The 20,423-nt window shown below is 66.3% G+C and carries 25 protein-coding genes and 1 pseudogene; 13 read left to right on the top strand and 13 right to left on the bottom strand.

The features are described from left to right. Positions 1-936 carry a TIGR03619 family F420-dependent LLM class oxidoreductase gene (locus tag AWC08_RS08435; RefSeq protein ID WP_065137127.1) on the bottom strand — a complete coding sequence of 312 codons (936 nt, stop codon included), beginning with the start codon at positions 934-936 and terminating at the stop codon, positions 1-3. Positions 937-1,044: 108 nt separating this feature from the next. Here AWC08_RS08435 and AWC08_RS08430 point away from each other — a divergent pair, with 108 nt between their 5' ends. Continuing rightward, the gene (locus tag AWC08_RS08430) at positions 1,045-1,473 is read left to right on the top strand and encodes an arsenate reductase ArsC (RefSeq protein WP_065137128.1); all 429 of its coding nucleotides are present in this window, start codon (positions 1,045-1,047) and stop codon (positions 1,471-1,473) included. On the opposite strand, the gene AWC08_RS08425 is transcribed toward AWC08_RS08430, so the two are convergent. Next, positions 1,470-1,829 (bottom strand): Rv2640c family ArsR-like transcriptional regulator, encoded by a 360-nt coding sequence (locus AWC08_RS08425; protein ID WP_065137070.1) that lies wholly within the window; start codon positions 1,827-1,829, stop codon positions 1,470-1,472. The genes AWC08_RS08430 and AWC08_RS08425 overlap by 4 nt on opposite strands. A gap of 104 nt (positions 1,830-1,933) precedes the next feature. Between AWC08_RS08425 and AWC08_RS08420 the strand changes: the two genes are divergently transcribed. The 8 genes and pseudogenes from AWC08_RS08420 (at position 1,934) to AWC08_RS08390 (ending at position 7,868) form a co-directional block, all read left to right on the top strand. Beyond that, positions 1,934-2,368 (top strand): ArsI/CadI family heavy metal resistance metalloenzyme, encoded by a 435-nt coding sequence (locus AWC08_RS08420; RefSeq protein WP_065137071.1) that lies wholly within the window; start codon positions 1,934-1,936, stop codon positions 2,366-2,368. Beyond that, positions 2,365-3,315 (top strand): TauD/TfdA family dioxygenase, encoded by a 951-nt coding sequence (locus AWC08_RS08415; protein ID WP_065137129.1) that lies wholly within the window; start codon positions 2,365-2,367, stop codon positions 3,313-3,315. The genes AWC08_RS08420 and AWC08_RS08415 overlap by 4 nt, the downstream gene beginning before the upstream one ends. 41 nt (positions 3,316-3,356) lie before the next feature. Beyond that, positions 3,357-3,731: an ArsR/SmtB family transcription factor gene (locus tag AWC08_RS08410; protein ID WP_065137072.1), complete on the top strand. Its 375-nt coding sequence runs from the start codon at positions 3,357-3,359 to the stop codon at positions 3,729-3,731. Further along, positions 3,728-4,792 (top strand): annotated as a pseudogene (arsB, locus tag AWC08_RS08405) (ACR3 family arsenite efflux transporter); the annotation flags it as partial. The gene AWC08_RS08410 and the pseudogene arsB, both read left to right, overlap by 4 nt. A 23-nt stretch (positions 4,793-4,815) precedes the next feature. Beyond that, positions 4,816-5,589, top strand: coding sequence for an LLM class F420-dependent oxidoreductase (locus AWC08_RS08400; RefSeq protein WP_372513551.1), 774 nt, complete (start codon positions 4,816-4,818; stop codon positions 5,587-5,589). Between the two features lie 87 nt (positions 5,590-5,676). Continuing rightward, entirely contained in the window at positions 5,677-6,243 is a 567-nt protein-coding gene (locus AWC08_RS08395; protein ID WP_065137075.1) for a hemerythrin domain-containing protein, read from the top strand. A gap of 9 nt (positions 6,244-6,252) precedes the next feature. Then, positions 6,253-6,393: a hypothetical protein gene (locus AWC08_RS36345; protein WP_156781477.1), complete on the top strand. Its 141-nt coding sequence runs from the start codon at positions 6,253-6,255 to the stop codon at positions 6,391-6,393. 20 nt (positions 6,394-6,413) lie between these two features. Further along, positions 6,414-7,868 (top strand): protein adenylyltransferase SelO, encoded by a 1,455-nt coding sequence (locus AWC08_RS08390; RefSeq protein WP_065137076.1) that lies wholly within the window; start codon positions 6,414-6,416, stop codon positions 7,866-7,868. Here the strand turns inward: AWC08_RS08390 and AWC08_RS08385 are convergent. Beyond that, positions 7,844-8,071: a hypothetical protein gene (locus tag AWC08_RS08385; RefSeq protein WP_069433472.1), complete on the bottom strand. Its 228-nt coding sequence runs from the start codon at positions 8,069-8,071 to the stop codon at positions 7,844-7,846. The genes AWC08_RS08390 and AWC08_RS08385 overlap by 25 nt on opposite strands. A 31-nt stretch (positions 8,072-8,102) precedes the next feature. Between AWC08_RS08385 and AWC08_RS08380 the strand changes: the two genes are divergently transcribed. Further along, the gene (locus tag AWC08_RS08380) at positions 8,103-8,552 is read left to right on the top strand and encodes a hypothetical protein (RefSeq protein WP_065137131.1); all 450 of its coding nucleotides are present in this window, start codon (positions 8,103-8,105) and stop codon (positions 8,550-8,552) included. Here the strand turns inward: AWC08_RS08380 and AWC08_RS08375 are convergent. The 4 genes from AWC08_RS08375 to AWC08_RS08360 all read right to left on the bottom strand — a co-directional run bounded on the left by AWC08_RS08375 (position 8,549) and on the right by AWC08_RS08360 (position 12,602). Then, entirely contained in the window at positions 8,549-9,478 is a 930-nt protein-coding gene (locus AWC08_RS08375) for a DUF808 domain-containing protein (protein ID WP_069433444.1), read from the bottom strand. The genes AWC08_RS08380 and AWC08_RS08375 overlap by 4 nt on opposite strands. Positions 9,479-9,542: 64 nt before the next feature. After that, complete coding sequence (locus AWC08_RS08370) at positions 9,543-10,514, bottom strand: tocopherol cyclase family protein (RefSeq protein ID WP_232007836.1); 972 nt, start codon at positions 10,512-10,514, stop codon at positions 9,543-9,545. Positions 10,515-10,570: 56 nt separating this feature from the next. After that, on the bottom strand, positions 10,571-11,932 hold the full coding sequence (locus AWC08_RS08365) for an aldehyde dehydrogenase family protein (RefSeq protein WP_232007835.1): 1,362 nt from the start codon (positions 11,930-11,932) through the stop codon (positions 10,571-10,573). A 37-nt stretch (positions 11,933-11,969) separates the two neighbouring features. Then, positions 11,970-12,602, bottom strand: coding sequence for a TetR/AcrR family transcriptional regulator (locus AWC08_RS08360; RefSeq protein WP_142283473.1), 633 nt, complete (start codon positions 12,600-12,602; stop codon positions 11,970-11,972). 92 nt (positions 12,603-12,694) lie between these two features. On the opposite strand from AWC08_RS08360, the gene AWC08_RS08355 reads away from it, so the two are divergent. Both AWC08_RS08355 and AWC08_RS08350 read left to right on the top strand, forming a co-directional pair. Next, complete coding sequence (locus tag AWC08_RS08355; protein WP_069433470.1) at positions 12,695-13,723, top strand: aromatic ring-hydroxylating dioxygenase subunit alpha; 1,029 nt, start codon at positions 12,695-12,697, stop codon at positions 13,721-13,723. After that, positions 13,720-14,799, top strand: a complete 1,080-nt coding sequence (locus AWC08_RS08350) for an NAD(P)H-dependent amine dehydrogenase family protein (protein WP_069433442.1) — start codon at positions 13,720-13,722, stop codon at positions 14,797-14,799. The genes AWC08_RS08355 and AWC08_RS08350 overlap by 4 nt, the downstream gene beginning before the upstream one ends. An 83-nt stretch (positions 14,800-14,882) precedes the next feature. Here the strand turns inward: AWC08_RS08350 and AWC08_RS08345 are convergent, their stop codons facing one another. The 3 genes from AWC08_RS08345 to AWC08_RS08335 are packed head-to-tail and all read right to left on the bottom strand — an operon-like array spanning position 14,883 to position 17,979. Further along, entirely contained in the window at positions 14,883-15,893 is a 1,011-nt protein-coding gene (locus AWC08_RS08345) for an NADP-dependent oxidoreductase (protein ID WP_069433441.1), read from the bottom strand. Continuing rightward, positions 15,890-16,855 (bottom strand): LLM class F420-dependent oxidoreductase, encoded by a 966-nt coding sequence (locus tag AWC08_RS08340; protein WP_069433440.1) that lies wholly within the window; start codon positions 16,853-16,855, stop codon positions 15,890-15,892. Before AWC08_RS08340 ends, AWC08_RS08345 begins: the two co-directional genes overlap by 4 nt. Further along, a complete protein-coding gene (locus AWC08_RS08335) occupies positions 16,852-17,979 on the bottom strand; it encodes an acyl-CoA dehydrogenase family protein (protein WP_085087682.1) in 1,128 nt (375 codons plus the stop codon). The genes AWC08_RS08340 and AWC08_RS08335 overlap by 4 nt, the downstream gene beginning before the upstream one ends. Positions 17,980-18,059: 80 nt before the next feature. Here AWC08_RS08335 and AWC08_RS08330 point away from each other — a divergent pair, with 80 nt between their 5' ends. Beyond that, positions 18,060-18,539 (top strand): winged helix-turn-helix transcriptional regulator, encoded by a 480-nt coding sequence (locus AWC08_RS08330; protein ID WP_069435659.1) that lies wholly within the window; start codon positions 18,060-18,062, stop codon positions 18,537-18,539. 111 nt (positions 18,540-18,650) lie between these two features. Here the strand turns inward: AWC08_RS08330 and AWC08_RS08325 are convergent, their stop codons facing one another. The 3 genes from AWC08_RS08325 to AWC08_RS08315 are packed head-to-tail and all read right to left on the bottom strand — an operon-like array spanning position 18,651 to position 20,250. Next, a complete protein-coding gene (locus AWC08_RS08325) occupies positions 18,651-19,040 on the bottom strand; it encodes a VOC family protein (protein ID WP_069435660.1) in 390 nt (129 codons plus the stop codon). Next, positions 19,037-19,321 (bottom strand): ArsR/SmtB family transcription factor, encoded by a 285-nt coding sequence (locus AWC08_RS08320; protein ID WP_065137085.1) that lies wholly within the window; start codon positions 19,319-19,321, stop codon positions 19,037-19,039. The genes AWC08_RS08325 and AWC08_RS08320 overlap by 4 nt, the downstream gene beginning before the upstream one ends. Positions 19,322-19,359: 38 nt before the next feature. Continuing rightward, positions 19,360-20,250, bottom strand: coding sequence for a lytic transglycosylase domain-containing protein (locus AWC08_RS08315; protein WP_085087688.1), 891 nt, complete (start codon positions 20,248-20,250; stop codon positions 19,360-19,362). Between the last annotated feature and the right edge of the window lie 173 nt (positions 20,251-20,423).

Genomic DNA, 20,423 nt, shown 5'->3' with positions numbered 1-20,423 from the left:
TCAGTCCGTCACCTTTCGGAAGGCGCTCACCAGCTCCGTCAACACCTCGTGCGCCTGTCCCGGATCTGAGGGCAGCGTCCCCGAAAACCGGATGTCGGTGGCGCCGTCGGCCACGATCCGCGGGACCACCGCAACCGAAGCGTGCACATCGATGCGGCGATCGGAACCTCTCAAAAGGCCCGCCGAACCTTGCACCTGCAGATCAGCCGGGTCCGCCCCGGTGTCGGCGATCGCCCGCTTCATCGCCGGGATGGCGCCGTTGAGGTCCGTGATCGCCGGGCCCCAGGGGATCCAGCGCATCCCGAACCGGCTCAATCGCCGCGCCACTGCCGGGTTGACAGTCCCGCTGACCCAGATGGGAATTCCGTTGGACTGCAACGGCTTCGGCATTTGATGGATGCCTTCGAACGACAACTCCTCCGAGCTGTAGGTGCCACGCTGCTGTGTCCACAGGGTTTGGCACACCTCCAGCGTGTGATCGAGCAGGCGGCCGCGGCGCTCGAAGGGTAGCCCGGCCGCCTGGTACTCCTCGCGCTGCCAGCCGATCCCGACACCGAGATCGATCCGCCCGCCCGACAACACATCCATCGATGCAAGCTGCTTGGCCAGCACGGCGGGGCGTCGCAGCGCGGCCAGCAACACCGACGTTCCCAGCCGGATGCGCGTCGTCGTGGTGGCGATCGCGGTCAGCAGGACCAGGGGTTCCAGCCACTGGCCGTCGGGACCAGTTGGTTGCCGGCCACCCGTCGTCCCTCCGACCGCTGGATCGGCGTAGGCGTCGAGGTTCTCGCCGAACACCACATGGTCGGACACCACGACGCGATCGACGCCGGCGGCATCCATGGCACGGGCGGTGTCGAGGGTGGCGTTCCAGTCTGGGTTCGGGTCGTCGCTGAAATTGCGCAGGTAGACCGTCAGCTTCGGGCGATCCGTCATATGCCAGTTCCCATCACCCACGGAGTATCTCGGATGGTCGCGGCCGGGCGGCGGGCGCGGCAGCCGATTGACGGCTGATTCGATCTCTATCAATATAGACACGTGTCGATGAGCGCCAAACCTTCGGTGTTGTTCGTCTGCATCCACAACGCCGGCCGCTCCCAGATGGCTGCCGGGTTTCTCGCGGCACTGGCCGGTGATGCCATCGAGGTGCGCTCGGCGGGCAGTGCGCCGGCCGATGCGATCAACCCCGCTGCCGTGGCCGCCATGGCCGAGGTCGGCATCGACATCTCAGCAGCTAACCCGAAGATTCTGACCACCGACGCGGTCGTGGCGTCCGACGTCGTGATCACCATGGGCTGCGGAGACACCTGCCCGTTCTTCCCCGGCAAGAGTTACCGCGACTGGGTGCTCGAGGACCCCGCCGGCAAGGGCGTGGACGCGGTACGGCCCATCCGCGACCAGATCGAAGCCCGCGTCAAAGACCTCATCGCCGAGCTGCTGCCGGACACCGAAAAACGCTCAAAATCGTTCTAGCGACAGCAATTCGGGTCGAGGACCCCCACCAGGGCAGCCACCGCGGCGCGGTGCGGGCGGTGGTACACATTCGTGCCACGCCTGGTCGACTCGACCAGGCCGGCGTTTCGCAATTGGTTGAGATGGTGGCTCACCGTCGACTCGCCCACTCCTATGGCCGCTGCCAACTCCCCGCTGTTGCATCCATCCGTTGCACTGCCGAACAACAGCGACATGATCTTCACCCGTGCCGGATCGGCCAGCGCCTTCAATCGCAACGCGACATGCAGGGCATCGTCGTCGCTCATCACACCCGCCGCCACCGGCGCGCAACACACGGGCGCAGAGATATCGATGACCGGCAACGCTTTGGGCATGAACCCATCATGCCACAATGTTTGACATATATCGAAAAAGTGGCATGCTGGGCAGTGTCCCATTAGTTCGACATATGTCGCAAAGGTTGCCAGGAGGCCACCCCATGTCCCGTATTCAGTTGGCGCTCAACGTCGATGACATCGACGAGGCCATCGCGTTCTACTCCAAGCTGTTCAATACGGCACCGGCCAAGATCAAGCCGGGCTATGCCAACTTCGCCCTCGAAGAGCCGCCACTGAAGCTGGTCCTGCTGGAGAATCCAGGCCAGGGCGGCACGCTCAACCACCTCGGGGTGGAGGTCGACTCCAGCGATCAGGTACACACCGAGATCGCGCGCCTCAGCGCCGAGGGCCTGTTCACCGAGGAAGAGATGGGCACCACGTGCTGCTTCGCCAAGCAAGACAAGGTGTGGGTCAACGGTCCGGGCGGACACCGCTGGGAGATCTACACCAAGCTGGCCGATTCGGACACCTTCTTCGCCTCGGAGCCGGACGTCGAACAGGCCCGGTGCTGCGGCGCCGAGGTGCCAGCGCAGTGAGGGTGGAGGTCGCCGCGCATGCCCCCTCGGTGTGGACACCGCGAGATTTCCCGGACGAGGCGCTGTGGTCGTTCGACCTCTCCCCCGCCGATCGACAGGCGCTGATCTCCTACGGCCGGGGCGGCGAATTCACCGAACTGGCAGGCCACTTCGGCGCAGCTGCGCAGGGGTGGAGTGAACTGCTCAGCCGTGGACCGGGTTTCGTTCGGCTACGACAGTTCCCCATCCACGAGCTCACCGAGCCCCAGACCGAGGTTGCCTACCTCGGTCTGGGCCGGCTGCTCGGCGAGCCGGTCGGCCAGGACCGAGATGCCAACGTTCTCACCCACATCCGGGATGAACGCCTGCCCGCGGCCGCTGGAGTGCGCAAGTACCGGACGAACCTGCGTCAGGATTTCCACAGCGACGGCTCCGACCTGGTCGGGCTGTTGTGCCTGCACCCGGCAGCCGCCGGCGGTGAATCCAGGATCGTCAGTGCGCACGCCGTCTACAACGAGATGCTTGCGCGCGCACCGGAACTGGTCGAGGTGATGTACCAGCCGATGCCGTGGGACCGCAATGACGAGCAGGGTGCCGGCGAACCACCCTTCTTCGAGTTGCCGCCGATCACGGACCTCGGCGGGACGCCGCGGCTGTTCTTCATCGCCTGGTACATCCGCGATTCCCAACGCCATTCGGACGCACCCAGACTCACCGGGAAACAACGGGCTGCCCTCGATCTCGTGGAGCAAATCGCGAACGACCCGGCCTTCCACATCGAAATGCGCTTCGAGCCGGGAGATGTTCAGCTGCTCAACAACGCCGTCGTCCTGCACTCGCGGGAGGCCTACACCGACGTGGCCGATCCCGCGCGCCGACGGCACCTGCTGCGGCTGTGGCTGAAAACCACCACCGCCGCCACCCACGAACTGCTCCGCGGCGGCGTCCCACGACAACGTCGCCGCTGAGCCGACTTGCCGCCGTATTCGATGCCTGTCAATATCGATGAGTGTCGAAATACAGGACGCTTACCACGGACAGTGGTTGCGAGGTGGCGCCACTGCTGGCTGAACCCCTCTCAGCGCAGCAGGCGGCCGAATTGGTCGTGAAGCTCAAAGCGCTGGCCGACCCAGTCCGGCTCCAGCTGTTCAGTGCGGTCGCGAGCCGGGCCGGCGGCGAGGCGTGTGTCTGTGAGGTCTCCGAGGGTGTAGCCGTCTCACAGCCCACGATCTCCCACCACCTCAAGGTGCTGCGCGACGCCGGATTACTGACATCGCAGCGCCGCGGCTCGTGGGTGTACTACGCGGTCGTACCGGAAGCAGTGCACATCCTGTCCGCAGCCCTCGCCGTCCGCAGCACCACCGTTTCAGGAGCACCCGCGTGACCGACGCAACCGATCAACACCATGCACCAGTGGTAGCCAGACTCTCGACCCTCGACCGTTTCCTCCCGGTGTGGATCGGCATCGCCATGGCCGCCGGCCTGCTGCTGGGCCGAGGGGTACCCGGGCTGAACACCACTTTGGAAAAGGTTCAGATCAACGGCATTTCGCTGCCGATAGCCCTAGGGCTGCTGATCATGATGTACCCGGTGCTGGCCAAGGTGCGCTATGACCGCCTCGACACCGTCACCGCCGACCGCAGAATGCTGGTCAGTTCCCTCTTGCTGAACTGGGTCCTCGGTCCGGCGCTGATGTTCGCCCTCGCCTGGCTGCTGCTGGGCGACCTGCCCGAGTACCGCACCGGCCTGATCATCGTCGGGCTCGCCCGTTGCATCGCCATGGTCATCATCTGGAACGACCTCGCCTGCGGTGACCGCGAGGCCGCCGCGGTGCTAGTCGCGCTGAACTCGGTGTTCCAGGTGCTGATGTTCGCGGTACTGGGCTGGTTCTATCTGTCGGTGCTGCCCGGCTGGCTGGGTCTGCCCCAGACCTCGATCTCCACGTCACCCTGGCAGATCGCCAAATCCGTCCTCATCTTCCTGGGGATTCCGCTGTTGGCCGGCTACCTGTCGCGCCGCTTCGGCGAACGCGCGAAGGGCCGCGACTGGTACGAGGGGCGGTTTCTACCGATCGTCGGCCCGTGGGCACTCTACGGGCTGCTGTTCACCATCGTGATTCTCTTTGCGTTGCAAGGTGAGCAGATCACCCACCGACCGTTGGACGTGGCCAGGATCGCGCTGCCGCTGTTGGCTTACTTCGCGATCATGTGGGGCGGCGGCTACCTACTCGGCGCCGCGCTCGGTCTGGGTTACGAACGCACCACGACGCTGGCCTTCACTGCCGCCGGCAACAACTTCGAGTTGGCCATCGCCGTCGCAATCGCCACCTACGGCGCCACCTCCGGACAAGCCCTGGCCGGTGTCGTCGGACCCCTGATCGAGGTGCCGGTTCTTGTCGCGCTGGTGTACGTGTCGCTGGCGCTGCGCCGGCGTTTCCCAGCGCCCGGCCCCGTCTGCGGGGAGCATGCTTGACGTCGATGGTGAAAATCGGCGTCCAAATTCATCCGCAGAACACCACCATGGCCGGCTTGCGGGCGGCATGGCAGGCCGTCGACGACCTCGGGGTGGACAGCCTGTGGACCTGGGACCACTTCTTCCCGCCGCTGTACGGCGCCGCCGACGAAGCACATTTCGAGGGCTGGCAGATCCTTGCCGCGATGGCCGTCACGACCGCGAACGTCTCCCAGATCGGGATGCTGGTGACCGGCTGCTGCTACCGCAACCCGGACCTACTGGCCGACATGGCCCGCACCCTGGATCACCTCTCGGGGGGCCGTGCGGTGCTGGGCATCGGGTCGGGATGGATGGATAAGGACGAGATCGAGTACGGCTATCCCGTGCGCACACCCGCGCAACGACTCGACCTGCTCGCCACGTCGCTGCCCCGCATCCGCCGGCGCCTGGCCCTACTGCAGCCGCCACCGCTGGGCCCGTTGCCGATCCTGATCGGGGGCAACGGGGAACGACGCACGCTTCGCCTGGTGGCGCAGCACGCCGACATGTGGAACGGCTACGGCGACGCGGACACGATCCGGGCCAAGAATCTGGTCCTCGACCAGTGGTGTGACGAGGTCGGTCGCGACGCGCGCGAGATCGAACGCACCGTTTGGATCGAGCGCGCCGATCCCGTCCTGATGACGTCCCTGGTCGAGGCCGGCGCCGAGCATTTGATCCTCGGGCTGCGCGCGCCGTACGACTTGGCAGAAGTGAAACGCCTGGTCGACCGACGACCTGAGTTTTAGCACCCCGTTGCCCGGGTATGCGCCGAAAAGCGGTGCACAGCCCCCCGCCCGCAATTTCCGACCCCCCTCACCGGAGGTTTATTCGCTATGCCCGAAATGATTGTTGAAACACCCGAGGAAGTCATCGCTTTCCTCAAAGCGCAGCACGACCTGATCGAGGACATGTTCGACCAGGTGCTGCTCGCGTCGGATCCGCAAGCGCGCGAGAAACCGTTCATCGAATTGCGCCAGCTTCTCGCGGTACATGAGACCGCCGAGGAGATGTTCGTCCATCCGCGCGCCCGCCGCGAAGTCGAGTCCGGCGATGCGATCGTCGACAGCTTGCTGCAGGAAGAGCACAGCGCGAAGGAGCAGCTGTCCAAGATCGAAAGCCTCGACATCACCTCGGAGGAATTCATCGACGAGTTGACGAAGCTGCGCGAGGCGGTGCTGGCCCATGCCGAGCACGAGGAACTCGAGGAGTTCGAGAAGCTGCAGAGCGACATGAACGCCGAGGAGCTCAAGCGGTTGGGCACGGCGGTGAAACTCGCCGAGGCCATTGCACCGACCCGGCCGCACGCCGGGGTGGAATCGGCCAAGTTGAACTTCGCCGTCGGACCGTTCGCATCGATGCTCGACCGCGCACGGGACCTGATCAAGCAAGCCGTCAGCTAGGAGCACTGGATGAGCCACCCCGAATCGCCGGATGACCCGCAGCGAGACGATGCCGCCACCGAGCACGACGACAGCGTCGTGTCGCCGCCGGCCTACCCCGCGTATTCCACTCCTCCCCCGGAAGGTTTGGCCACCAACGAGGACGGATGATTCTCCGTAGTGTGTGACAAGTGAGCGTTACCCCCGACATCACCATCACCCTGCAGGACCGCTTCGCGCGCGAGTTGCCCGAGATGGCGGTCCCCTGGCAGGCCGAAGTGCCACCCGAGGCACGGCTGCTGGTGCTCAACGAACCGCTGGCCGACGCTCTCGGTCTCGATACCACGTGGCTGACCAGCCCCGACGGACTACGGTTTCTGGCCGGCAACCTGGTGCCCACCGGCGCTGCACCGGTAGCCCAGGCCTACGCCGGGCACCAGTTCGGCGGTTACGTACCGCGGTTGGGGGACGGGCGCGCGCTGTTGCTCGGCGAGCTCACCGACGCCGACGGGCGCCTGCGCGACATCCACCTCAAGGGTTCTGGGCGCACACCGTTCGCTCGCGGCGGCGACGGATTGGCCGCCGTCGGGCCGATGGTGCGCGAGTACGTCATCAGCGAGGCCATGCACGCGTTGGGGATTCCGACGACCCGATCGTTGGCCGTGGTGGCCACCGGTCGTCCGGTGGCTCGCGAGACGATGCTGCCGGGCGCGTTGCTGGTGCGTGTGGCGAGCAGCCATCTGCGCGTCGGAAGCTTCCAATATGCTGCTGCCACAGGCGATCTGGACCTGCTGCGGCGGCTCGCCGACCACGCCATCGCCCGCCACCATCCGGACGCGGCCAGCGCCGAGAACCGCTACCTCGCGCTGTTCGAAGGGGTGGTCGCCGCTCAGGCATCGTTGGTGGCGCGCTGGATGCTGGTCGGTTTCATCCACGGGGTGATGAACACCGACAACATGACGATCTCCGGCGAGAGCATCGACTACGGTCCGTGCGCATTCATGGAGGCCTACGACCCCGACACCGTCTTCAGCTCGATCGACGCCTGGGGCCGCTACGCCTACGGCAATCAACCGACCATCGCCGCCTGGAATCTCGCGCGGTTCGCCGAGACGCTGCTGCCGTTGCTCGGCGACGATGTCAACGAGTCGATTGCCTTGATAGAGCACGCATTTGACGGGTTTCACGCCTACCATTCCGCATGGCTCTCCGGTATGCACGCCAAACTGGGGGTGGCCACCGACGTGGACACCGTGGTGCCGTTGATCGACGAACTGCTGCCCATGCTGCAGGAGAGCCACGTCGACTTCACCTCGTTCTTCCGCCACCTTGCCGGAGCCGCGCGCGGCAACGACGAAGCGGCACGGGGGCAATTCGTCGATCCCGCACGGTTTGACGACTGGGCGCGACGCTGGCGTGCCCTAGGCCCCGACCCCGAGGCCATGGACCGGGTCAACCCGCTGTACATCCCGCGCAACCACCTCGTCGAGGAGGCATTGACCGCGGCGACCGCCGGTGACCTCGAACCGTTGCATCGACTCCTCGATGCGATCGGCGATCCGTACACGGAGCGGCCCGGGCTGGAGCGGTACGCCTCCCCCGCGCCCGTGGACTTCGGTGTCTACCGAACCTTCTGCGGCACCTGAGCTCCGGCGTTCTCCGGGGTGCTTGCCGTGATCCCGATCGCGATCATCACGTCGATGTAGGTGATGAAAAGGCCCCACCAGTAGGCCCACTTCATGTGCGGATCCATTGGCGCGGAGAAGAATATGATCAGGAAGATCGGGCCGACGATGCCGCACACGAACACCATCGCCTGGATGACGAGATAGCGCTTGAAGGTGGACACCGTCCACAGCATAGCGCGCACAATGAGCGGCATGGCCGACGTCTACCGCGCTCCAATGCGCTCCCGCAGCAACGAGATCGATTGGCGAGCCACCCTCGAACGCGCCCTCAGGCTGGGGCTGTGCGGCTTCGGCCGGCTGGTGCGCAACGCGGCCGAGGAGGAACGCCTGGCCCGCCGGGTCGACCGCTTCGCCGCCTTACCCGAAGGCTCGTTCGTGTGGACCCGCGATCAGGACCGATTGTTCTGGCTCGGCCGGGTGGCCGGACCCTATTTTCGCGACGAGGACCCCGGCGCGGTGGCCGTCGACCTGGTGCACGTACGGCGTTGCACGTGGCTGGCTGAGCCGCTGCTCGAATCCGGCGCACCCGCCGCGGTCGTCGCGACGTTCGGCCGAGGCGGGCGCAACTTCCAGCAGACCCATCATCGGTCGGTTAGCCAAGAGACACAGCACATCTGGGACGCAGGGGAGCCGGCGGACTAAGTCGGCGAGCCGGGCCGGCGCACCCGTTGCAGCAGATGCACGAAGGGCAACACGGCAGCTCCGATCACGGATCCGACCACAGCGGACATGGCGGTGTTGACCAACCAGCCGAGTATTCCGCCGACCGGTCCCGCTGCGTGGTGCATCCACTCCTGCGCGTGGTGCACCAATCCATAAGGTGTGTGCCAACCGAGATGGTCAGCGCCCATCAGCAGAATGTGGCCGCCGACCCAGAGCATGGCCACCGTCCCGACGGCGGACAGCAGCCCCAGCAGTTTGGGCATCCCCGCTACCAAACCGCGCCCGATCTTCCTGCCGAGCCCAGACGAGGTCCGGCTCAGGTGCAGGCCCACGTCGTCCATCTTGACGATGCCGGCGACGACCCCGTATACGGCCAGGGTGATGACCAACGCAACGATCACCAAGATCACCAAGCGGGGTACGAACGCCTGAGCGGCCACCTCGTTGAGTGCGATCACCATGATCTCGGCTGAGAGGATGAAGTCCGTCCGGATTGCGCCGGCCACCATGTGACCCTCGCTCTCCGGCTCTTGCGTCCCGTGGTCGTGACCGCGCAGCGTGCCCCACACCTTCTCGGCGCCTTCGTAACACAGGTACGTAGCCCCCAGCATCAGAATCGGGCTCAGCAACCACGGCGCGAACTGGCTGAGCAACATTGCGCCGGGCAGGATGAAGAACAGCTTGTTCCGCAGCGACCCCAGCGCAATGCGCTTGATGATGGGCAATTCACGCTCGGCCGAGATCCCGTCTACGTACTGCGGCGTGACGGCGGTGTCATCGATGACCACGCCCGCCGCCTTGGCGGTCGCCCGTCCGGCGGCACCGCTCACGTCGTCCAACGATGCGGCGGTGAGCCGCGCAAACAGCGCGACGTCGTCCAACAGGCCGAACAGGCCCGCGCTCATCGCGTCCGCCTCATGGCGTTGCAGCGTACCCAATTCTGCATGTGTCGGCTGACCAGTCGGCTCGTCATGACGGTCGGCTGCCGACCTCGAGGCCGGCCAGCGTCGATGTGCCCTCGAAAAAGACGCGACCCCATTCCCGGATCCGGCAGTGCAACGTGCCGGCCAGGTTTTCGTAGTCAGAGTCGATATTGCGGCGCTCGGCCGGCAGCGGCACGGGCAGCACGTGCTGCCCCTGCGGGGTGCCACGCCCGTCGAGTTCGACGCGATAGCGCGGGGTGCGGGCATCGATGTGCCACCGTTGCGCGTCGCAGTGCGATGACACCCAAGCGGGAGGAGTGATGCGTATCACCCGATCTCCCAGTCGCACAACGACTCCCGTGACATGACGGTTGAGTGGTCCGAGCTCCAGCAGACCTCCCGAGAACGCCACGGAGACGTCGGCTTCGCCGAAGTCGTGAGCCTGACCCCACCACCACCTCAGCGGAAAGCCCGCTCCCCAATTGCGTTCGCAGTAAAGAGCGGCGTCGGTGAATTCCCAACGCTGGTCTTGATGGGTCACGGTGCCCGAGGCTTTGCCGCCCAACCGGTACGGATGCCAGTACTGGTTGAGGAACGGCACCGAGGAGAAGATGCCGCCGCCGCCGAACGGCTTGGGCCATTGATACGCGTCGTGAAACTTCAGGTCGACCGCGGTGTCGCCGAGCACCATCTTGAGGCGTTCTGCGCCGGCATCGATCAGATTGGCACCCGATTCCGCGCGCACATCGAACCGCGTCTGACTCGCGGTCACACCGTCGACCGCCGCCGAGCGCACGACCCCGCCGGGATGCAGCGCGATCGCCGCTGTCGACCAGTCGCCGTCACGGTGCCGGTTGGCGCTGCAGAGTGCGACGACCACCCGTCCCTCGTGGCGGTCCGACAGGCGCCAGAACCAGCCCTCCATTTCGGTGCCGTGCGACGGGACCGGATCCCCGAAGGGCACGTCGGCGCCCGTTCGTCGATAAATCTGCACGAGCCGTGCAGCCAGACCTTTCACACACCCTTGGTACCCCACCCTTGGGCGATATGAACGCGCGATCCCCAAGCTTTCGCTCAGTCACCGTCCGGCGCCGTCCAGTGCACCACCTTGACAGCGGTCATCTCGTCGAGCAGTTCCGGGCCGAAGCCGAAACCACTGCCGCTGGCCCGGCGCGGCTCCGATGCCCCGCCCGGGGCCCCGCCGAATACCGCGTTGACCTTGACCGTACCCACTGGCAAGGTACGCCAAGCTGCTTGTGCGCGAGCCATATTCGGGGTCAATACGGTCGCGGCGAGTCCGTACCGGTCGCGGGCGGCTTCGGCCAGCGCCGTCTCGAAATCATCCACCACGCGCACCGGCGCAACCGGGCCGAACGTCTCTTCGGTGAAGACGAGCATGTCCGTTTCGCAACCGGTCAGCACTGTCGGGGGGTAGAACGAGCCCGGCCCCGGGCCGGGTTCACCCCCGGTCAGCACAGTCGCGCCCTTGTCGACCGCGTCCTGGACGTGCCGGTGTACGTGCTCGCAGTGACGCTGGTCCACCAGAGGTCCGATCCGGGTCTCCCAGGTGCCGGCCTGCTCCACGAGCGCGTCGAGGAAGCGTTGTGCCACCGACGCCACCACGTAGATGCGTTCGACCGACACACAGATCTGGCCGGCGTTGGCGAACGCGCCGGTCGCCGCCTGCTCGGCGGCCCACCGCGGGTCCACCCCGGCATCGACGATCAAGGGGTCGTTGCCGCCGTTCTCGAGTAGCGCCTTGGCTCCGCGGTCCGCGCAGGACCGGGCGATCTCGCGGCCAGTGGCCGAACTGCCGACATGGGCCACCACGTCGACGTCCGCTGCGGCCAACCGGGCGCCGACGCCCGCCTCGCCGTCGACGATCTCCAGCACACCCTCGGGGAGATGCGCGGCGATCAGTTCGGCGAAGCGCCGGCCCGCCGATGGGCAGCGTTCGCTGGGTTTGTGCACCACGGTGTTGCCGGTCACCAGCGCAGCACCGAGCAAGCCGGCCGCGACGGCGACCGGGTCATTCCACGGCGTCAGCACCGCGACCACGCCTCGCGGCTCGGCGATCATGAAATCGGTTGCAGCCCAGTTGCCTTGGAGACTCCGGCCGCGGTGCAGCGGACCAAGTTCGGCGTACTGCCGCAGGGTGTCCACGCCGGCCTGCACACCCCCCAGCGCATCGTCGAGCGGCTTGCCGGTCTCGCGCTGCACCAGTTCGGCGAGTTCTTTGGCCACGGCTTCCACCGCCGCGGCGGCATCCCTGACGCGGGTGGCGCGCTCCGCCGGCGCGGTACGCGCCCATGCGGTGCCGGCCGCGCGGGCGCGCGCAACCGCCTGGTCACATTCCTGTTCTTCCGCGACCCGCGTTCGGGACGCCACGTCGCCGGTGCGCGGGTCGAGGACTGTCAGTTCGTTCGTCTGTGGCACGCCCCTGTCGTACCCAGTCGCCGGGCGGTGAATCCTGTCAGATTGCGCGGGCCGACTCCGCCAGGTAGGCGACGATCGCGTTGGTCAGTCCGCGGCGCGCCTCGTCGAGGTCGGCGTAGCTGCCGAGCTGGCGTTCGGAGACCAGACCGCGCATGGCGCCCGGGATCAACGTCGCGATCTCGTGCACCCGTTGGGGGTCTACCTGCAGGTCGGCGAACGCCTTCTGACAGGTCGCGTGCCAGCCCTGGCCCCACGACCGCAGTTCCGCGGCGGTGCGCGGGTAGAGCCGATCCAGCTCGCTGGGATCACGCGGCAACGCCGCGCGCAAATTCTCGATCGCCCGCGAGTCGGGCGAGGTCAGCCCGTCGTACAGCGTGTCGATGATCTCCGCGACCCGTTCCCGCAACGACGCCCCGGCGTCGGGGTTGGCGAACACGTTGGCCCGCCGCTGCGCCGTGTGGTGCAACACCGCCGCCCAAAACCCGTCGGCGTCCCCGAATTGATATTGCACGGTGCCCCAGGTGACCCCGATCTGTTTGGCGATGCGGTTCGCCGAAACCGCTCCGGGATCCCCAGAGGCCAGGGCCGTCACGGCGGCCTGCAGCATCGCCTCGCGCGTGGCCAGCCCCCGCTTGTTGGCCCTGCGATTCGCGCTGTCCGCCACTGCCATGTGCGAATGGTAACGCGGACAGCGCAGTTTCGTTGACTCATCTATGACTTTTTCATAGAGTGCTTGATGATCACCCCGGAAAGGACTGGTGCATGGCCAAGCCGCCTTTGTCGATGAAGCCCACCGGCTGGTTCCAGGTCGCGTGGTCCGAGGAGATCGGCATCGGTGACGTCCACACGATGAAGTACTTCGACCAGGAGATGGTCGCCTGGCGCGCCGATTCGGGCCAACTGACCGTGATGAACGCGTACTGCGAACACCTCGGCGCTCATCTGGGCTACGGCGGCACGGTCGTCGGCGAGGTACTGCAGTGCCCGTTTCACGGCTGGCAGTGGAGCCAGCAGGGGCGCAATGTCTGCATCCCGTACCAGGACCGTCCCAACCGGGGACGACGCATCCGCACCTACCCGGTGGTCGAGCGCAACGAGTCGGTCTACATCTGGCACGACATCGAGGGCCGCGCACCGTTTTTCGAGGCACCTGACATCTTCGAAGACTTCGGCGACGGTCGCCGAAAAGCCGACTACTACCCACAGCAGCGACTGTTCCGGCAGGGGCTGGAGTTACACCCGCAGTACGTGCTGGAGAACGGTGTCGACTTCGCCCACTTCAAATACGTCCACAACACACCGATCGTGCCGATCTTCACCCGGCACGACTTCGACGAACCGGTGTCCTACGTCGACTTCACCATCACCTTCGAAGGCGACGACCAACAGAGCATCGAGGACGTCAGAAGCGGTGTCGAGGCCATCAACGGCGGACTGGGCGTGGCCGTCACCAGAAGCTGGGGGATGGTCGACAATCGCACCATCTCGGCGATCACCCCGGTCGACGAGCGCACCTCCGACGTCCGGTTCATGGTGTATATCGGCCGAGTTCCGGGCCGGGACGACGAGCGCGCCCAAGCCAAGGCTCGCATGTTCGGTGAAGAGGTGATCCGCCAGTTCGCCCAGGACGTGCACATCTGGGCGCACCAGCGCTACTCCGACCCGCCGGCGCTCGCGAACGCGGAGTACGAGGGATTCACTGCGATCCGTAACTGGGCCAAGAAGTTCTATCCCGATGGAAAGGGCGGCACCGCCGCCGAACTCAACAGCTCCGGAAAGGCACAACAATGACGCCTCCGATCAAGGTCTTCCAGGTCGCCACCGGCAACGTCGGTTCCGAGATGATCAAGCGCATCGCCACCCATCCGGACCTGCAATTGATTGGCGTGCACTGCTATTCACCGGAGAAGGTCGGCCGCGACGTCGGTGAGCTGGTCGGGTTGGCGCCCAACGGTGTCAAGGCCACCGGCAGCGTCGAGGAAATCATCGCCGCCAAGCCCGACGTGCTGACCTTCCACGGCGTCTTCCCCGACGAGGACCTGTACGTCAAAGTCCTCGAGGCCGGCATCAATATCGTCACCACCGCCGACTGGATCACCGGCTGGCACCGCGACCGCAACCATCCGCACCACTCCGGCAAACCCGTCACACAGCTGCTGGCGGAGGCTTGCGCGAAGGGCGGCTCGACGTTCTACGGGACGGGCATGAACCCCGGCGTCAACCAGATCTTGGGCGTGGTCTGTTCGGCCGATGTCGCCGAGATCGAGAACGTCACCACCATCGAGTCGGTTGACGTGTCGTGCCACCACTCCAAGGACACCTGGATCGAGGTGGGTTACGGCCTGCCGGTTGACGATCCATCCATTCCGGGCAAATTGGAGAAGTACACCCGCGTGTTCGCCGACAGTGTCCTGATGATGGCCGACTGCTTCGACCTCGAACTCGACGAGGTCAAGTTCACCTACGAATTGGGCGCTTGCACCAAGGATGTCGATTTGGGCTGGTACACGCTGCCGAAGGGTTCGCTGGGCGGAAACTACATCAAGTATCAGGGCATGGTGGACGGGGTGCCCCGGGTGGAAACGCACCTGGAATGGCAGATGACCCCGCACACCGACCCCAACTGGGATATCAAGGGCTGCTACATCACTCAGATCAAGGGTGATCCGTGCATCTACAACAAGCACATGATCTTCCCGAAGCCTGGCGTCGATCTGTCCAACCCGGACAACTTCGCCTCCATCGGCATGACGGTCACCGGTTTGCCGGCGCTGAACTCGATCAGGTCGGTCGTCGCCGCTCCCCCAGGCCTGATCACCAGCGCCGACTTGCCGCTGCGCGCGTTCGCCGGCCGCTTCAATATCTAGATGCACCGGGCAATCTTTGGCAACTCAGCCGTCGGTCTCGACGACTAGCAAGCCGTCGGCGGCGGAAACGAAACCCGCCGGCGTCAGGACGCGAGCGCCAGGATCAGTTTGCCGGTGTTGTCACCGCGGAACAGCTTGAGCAGCACCTCGGGAAAGTCGCCGATGCCTCCTTCGACGACCTGCTCGCGTGACCGCAAATCACCACTGCGCAGCCAATCCGCCAGTTGCACAACGGCTTCCCGGTATCGGTCGGCGTAGTCGAAGATCACGAAGCCGGTCATCGACGCGCGTGCGACCAACAGTTGCATGTAGTTCGCCGGGCCGCGAAGTTCGCCGCTGGCGTTGTACTGCGAGATCGCACCGCAGATCACCACGCGTGCGCCGCGGGCCAGCCGGGACAGCGCGGCTTCCAGGGTGGCGCCGCCGACGTTGTCGAAGAAGACGTCGATGCCCTCGGGCGCAGAAGTTTTCAACTGGCTGCGCAGATCGCCGGACTTGTAGTCGATGGCGGCGTCGAACCCGAGTTCCTCGACCAGCCAGCGGCACTTGTCTTCACCGCCGGCGATGCCGACCGCGCGGCAACCCTTGATGCGCGCGATCTGACCGGCGATGCTGCCCACCGATCCGGCAGCGCCGGAGATGACGACGGTCTGGCCCGGCTGTGGCCGGCCCACGTCGAGCAGCCCGAAGTAGGCGGTCAGCCCGCTGATGCCCAGCGCGCCGAGGTGCACCGGGGCGGGCGCCAGCGTGGTGTCGACCGGGGTCACGTCGCGGCCGTCGGAGACCGCGTAGCGTTGCACCCCGAACGCGCCGAACACCTCGTCGCCGGTCGCGAAGTCCGGGTGTCGCGACTCGATAACGCGCCCGATGGCGCCGGCTCGCATCACCTCCCCGATCTCCACCGGCGGCACGTAGGACCGGCCGGCATTCATCCATGTCCGCATCGCCGGATCGACCGACAGGTACTCGACCTGCACTAGGAACTCACCGTCAGCGGGAGCCGCGGCCGGCTCGTCGCTGATCCGCCAATCGGAGACCTTCGGCAGGCCGACCGGACGGGCAGCCAGCCGGCACACGGTATTGGTGAGCGTCATGGCATCTCCTGACTCAATGCGTTGAGAACCCTGCGGCCGCCGGCATCCTCTGCGGTGGCGGGTACCACCGCGACACAGTCCGCACCGGCATCCCGGTACTCGCGCAGCCGTTGCCCTATGCGGGTCGGCGGACCCAGGGCGCACACCGTGTCGAGCAGCTCGACGGGAATGGCGGCCGCCAGTGCACGACGGGACGATCCGGCGCGGGCCCGCTGCACCAGCTCCCCAAAGCCCAACGCGCTGAACATCTCTCCGTAACCCGGCGGTGAAAGATAGACGCCCAGCTGACCGGCCAGCTGGGCATGCGCCGCGGAGCCCGGATCGAGGCCGACCGGCACCCAAACCGTGAGGCGGGGGACGGGACGACCGGCAGCGACACGCTCGATCGCTTCCCGCACCTGGGCCACCCGGGCGGGCGAGGCGAGGTTGAGCACCACCTCGTCAGCCTGCTGCGCGGCCAGAGAGATCATCCCGGGACCGAACGCGCCCAACGCAATTCGCGCCTCAGGGACCGGGTTGCGCAGCCGGAACCCCTGGCTGTTGACGTGCCGGCCGTGATAGGTGACGCGCTCGCCGGCCAGCATCGGCCGCAGGCATTCGATGGTTTCCCGCATCACCGACACGTGGTTAGCCCAGACACGGTTGTGCCAGCCGGTCACGATCGCCGGGCTGGATGCGCCGAGGGCGAGGTCGACACGGTTGCCGGTCAGAGACGCCACGGTACTAACGCCGAGCGCGAGCGTCACCGGGCCGCGCACTCCGACGGCCAGCGGCCCGATCTTCAGTGGCAGCTCCGATGCTCGCAGCCCGATCGCCGTCGCCAGGGCGAACGCGTCGTAGGTGGCCATCTCCCCGATCCACAACGCATCGAAACCGGATTCCGCTACCGTCCGCGCGATCTCCAGCGCCTCACGGTCGGGCCGGTCGAGCCAAAACGGAAGGACGACTTCGAGTTTCGTCACAGCATCGAGGTGTCGGCGTGCTGGTCCAGTAGCAGACGGCCGGGCAGTTCGCGCGATGCTTCGTTCACTTGGAAGTGTGCGGTGGCGGTGAAGGCGTCGCGGAACCGGCGCTGCAGCGGCGAGGTGTCGTAGATGGCGGTGCCGCCGGCCAGGTCGTACATGGTGCGCACCACGTCGGCGGAGGTGCGTGCGGCGTGGGTGGCCGCCAGGCGTAGCCGGTTGCGCAGGGCAATCGGCACGGGGTCGGGCTCCTGACTGGCCTGCCAAGCGTTTTCGGTCGCCTCGTAGTAAAGCGCCCGGGCCGCGGCCAGTGCCGACTCCGCGGCCGCCACCGCGGACTGCGTCGCCGGGCGCTCTGCGAGGGTCCGCGTCGACCCGAGTCCCTTTTTGCCCCCTGCGAGTTCAACGAGATCGTCAATCGCCGCACGGGCATTGCCGAGGGCGGCAGCGGCCACTGACAGCGCGAAGAACCCGAACACTGGAAAGCGATACAGCGGCCGGTTTACCGTCGGCCCGTCGAATACTGAGAACACGCGGTCGGCGGGCACGAAGACCTCCTCGGCGACGGTGTCGTGGCTACCGGTGCCGCGCAGTCCGAGGGTGTGCCAGTTATCCAGGACCTGCAGGTCTTCCTTCGGCAGCGCGACAACAGAGGGCACCCGGCTCTCCCCGACGAAGCATCCGGCAAAGAGTATGTCCGCGTGCGTGATTCCGCTACAGAACGGCCAGCGTCCGGACACCACCACACCGCCGTCGACCGACTCGGCCTTGCCACGTGGCGCCCACACCCCGGCCGCGACGCCCCGGCCGCCGCCGAACATCTCGTCTCGCGCGGCGTCCGGCAAGTAGGCCACCAGCAATGCGCTGGTGATCGCGATCGACACGCACCATCCCGTCGCCGCGTCGCCCCGGGCTATCGCCTCAGCGCACCGCAGGGCCGTCGGCGGCGACAATTCGAGGGCGTCGACCTCGCGCGGCATGGTGGCGCGCAGCATGCCGGCCTCGTTCAGTCGCGTGACCAGTTCGGGTGGAAGCCGGCGCTCGCGGTCGATCTCGGGCGCCAGATCCCGGGCCGACAGCGCGATCTTTTCCGCGAGGACCTCGGGGGTATCTGCATGGTTCATCGGCGACTCCCGGTAACGGTGACGGTGCAGTCAAGCTACCACGTGCGGTTCAGTATTTGAACCGGTACAGTGATTGAACTATGGCGGCTACCGATCTGTCTCACCGCTTCCACGGGGAGTCGGTCGGCCGGGCGCTGGAGTTGGTGGGCGAACGGTGGACCCTGCTGATTCTGCGTGAGGCGTTCTTCGGTGTACAGCGCTTCGGTCAACTCGCCCGCAACCTCAACATTCCGCGGCCGACACTGTCGTCGCGGCTGCGAATGCTCGTCGATGCGGGACTGCTTGAGCGGGTGCGCTATTCGCAGGATCCCGAACGCTACGAGTACCGCCTCACCGACGTGGGGCACGAGCTGTTCGGCGCGGTAGTGGTGTTGATGCGCTGGGGCGACGAGCACCTGCCGAACCCGAATGGGCCACCAATCCTGTTGCGGCACCAGCCTTGTGGCGAGGTCGCCGATCCGCGGCTGATCTGCGCCCACTGCGGTGACGAGATCACCGCTCGCAATGTGACGCCCGAGCCGGGGCCGGGGTTCTCCGGCGAGTCACATCCGTCACTTTAGCACCGGGAATCCTCGGCATGATGCCGCTGCAAACGTGATAGCGCATGCGATATCAGTGTCGGCGCCGGACAGGCGACCTGGTTCGCGCAGCAGTCGTGTGCCCCGCCCGGCTCAACCGGTCAGCTGCGCGATTTGAATCAGGTTTCCGCAGGTGTCATCGAGGACCGCGGTGATCACGGGGCCCATGGCCACGGGCTCCTGGGTGAACCGCACGCCCAGGCCGGTCAAGCGTTCGAATTCAGCGTGAGTGTCGTCGACGGCGAAGGACGTGAAAGGTATGCCGTCGGCAACGAGCGCCTCTTTGAACGGCTTGACCGCGGGATGCCCGTCCGGCTCGAGAACCAGTTCGGTGCCGTTCGTGTCCTCGGGTGACACCACCGTGATCCAGCGAGCCTCGCCCATCGGGATATCGGCCTTGGTCACGAAGCCGAGAATCTCGGTGTAAAACCGCAGCGCCTTATCCTGGTCGTCGACGAGGATGCTGGCCAGATTGATTCTCATGGTGATCCCTTTCCCCTGTTGAGCCATCGCGCGACGATCGGTTCCAACGGCGCGGTGTTGATGTAGTGGAACTTGTATCGGCCCTCGCGGCGGGTCTCGACCAGACCCGCTTCCTCGAGCACATCGAGGTGCTGCGAAACCGCCTGCCGAGACGAGCCCAGCCCGTGCTTGGTCGCCAGCCGAGCGCAGATCTCAAAGAGCGTCTGCCCGTTTCGGTCGGTCAGTTCGTCGAGGATGATGCGTCGCGTGGGATCGGCCAGGGCCTTGAAGACGTCCCCCACGAGCTCACGTTAGGCAAGTAGCTACTTGCCTGTCAAGGTCACTGCGGGTGGCTCGCCAGGTAGTCGGCGACGGGAATCCGCTCGGAAGCCAGGTATCCGACCGGCAGCAGGACGTCACCCGAGGTGGTCAGGTAATAGACATCCCACCGGTGGTAGTCCGGAAGGACGGCCGGGTCGGCGGCGATCGCCGCGGCGTAGTCCTTGACGGCTCCGACGTAGTGGCTGGAGTGGTTGTAGCTGTAGACGGCGCCGTCAGGGTTGCTTGCGAACCCGTTGGCGGCGAGCATCCGGCCGGCCGCCATGATGCTGTCGCGCGCCGAGTGGATGTCGCCCCCCTCGGCGTACGACGCAAAGGTGGAGGGCAGGAACTGCATGGGCCCCTGCGCGCCGGCGGTGCTGACACCGTTGATGCGGCCGAAGTCGGTTTCGACCATGTTGATCGCCGCGAGGTAATTCCAGGCGACACCGGTGGCCGCCGCGGCCGCCTGGTAATAGCCGGCGAGTTCACCGACCGGCGCCGGCGCGTCGATGCGCCACGCGGGCAGGGTGGGTTTGGCTTCTCCGGCGTTGAGCGCCATCAGGTGGTGGCGCGCATCAACGTTGAGGTCGTAGATGCCGACCAGCGATGCGGGGATGACGGGCCGCACGATCGACTCCCACTCCGGGTGGCGTCCGATGGCACGGTAGGCCGCCTGTTGACGCAGCGCGGCCGCCTGCAACACCGCGTCCGTCGACGCCGGGTCGCGCAGTGCCTGCTCGTCGGCGACGAGGTCGCGGGCCAGCAGCGCGGGGTCGGCAGCTAGCGCGGGGGCAGCGGGAAGTGGGGCGGCGGCCGCTTGCCCGGGCGTAACGAGCACGGCCGTGGCTACTAAAAGGCTTGCACCGCAACGGCTTACACGACTGACCAGGTGGTGGCTGCGAACGTGCATGATGGCGACCTCAACGCAGATGTGCGACCCGACGTCGTCGGCTCGCGCGGGCATTTCGCTCTCCATCTTGTCGGCTGGGCGCTCGCGCGACCAAGCCGGGTCACACCTCCGCGCCGAAGGCGCGCAAAAGTACAGGATTTACGGCGTGTCGCCGTACACACGCGCGCGCTCGC

The organism is Mycobacterium gordonae, assembly GCF_002101675.1.
Lineage (GTDB): Bacteria > Actinomycetota > Actinomycetes > Mycobacteriales > Mycobacteriaceae > Mycobacterium > Mycobacterium gordonae.
This window is presented reverse-complemented; position numbering and strand designations above follow the sequence as displayed.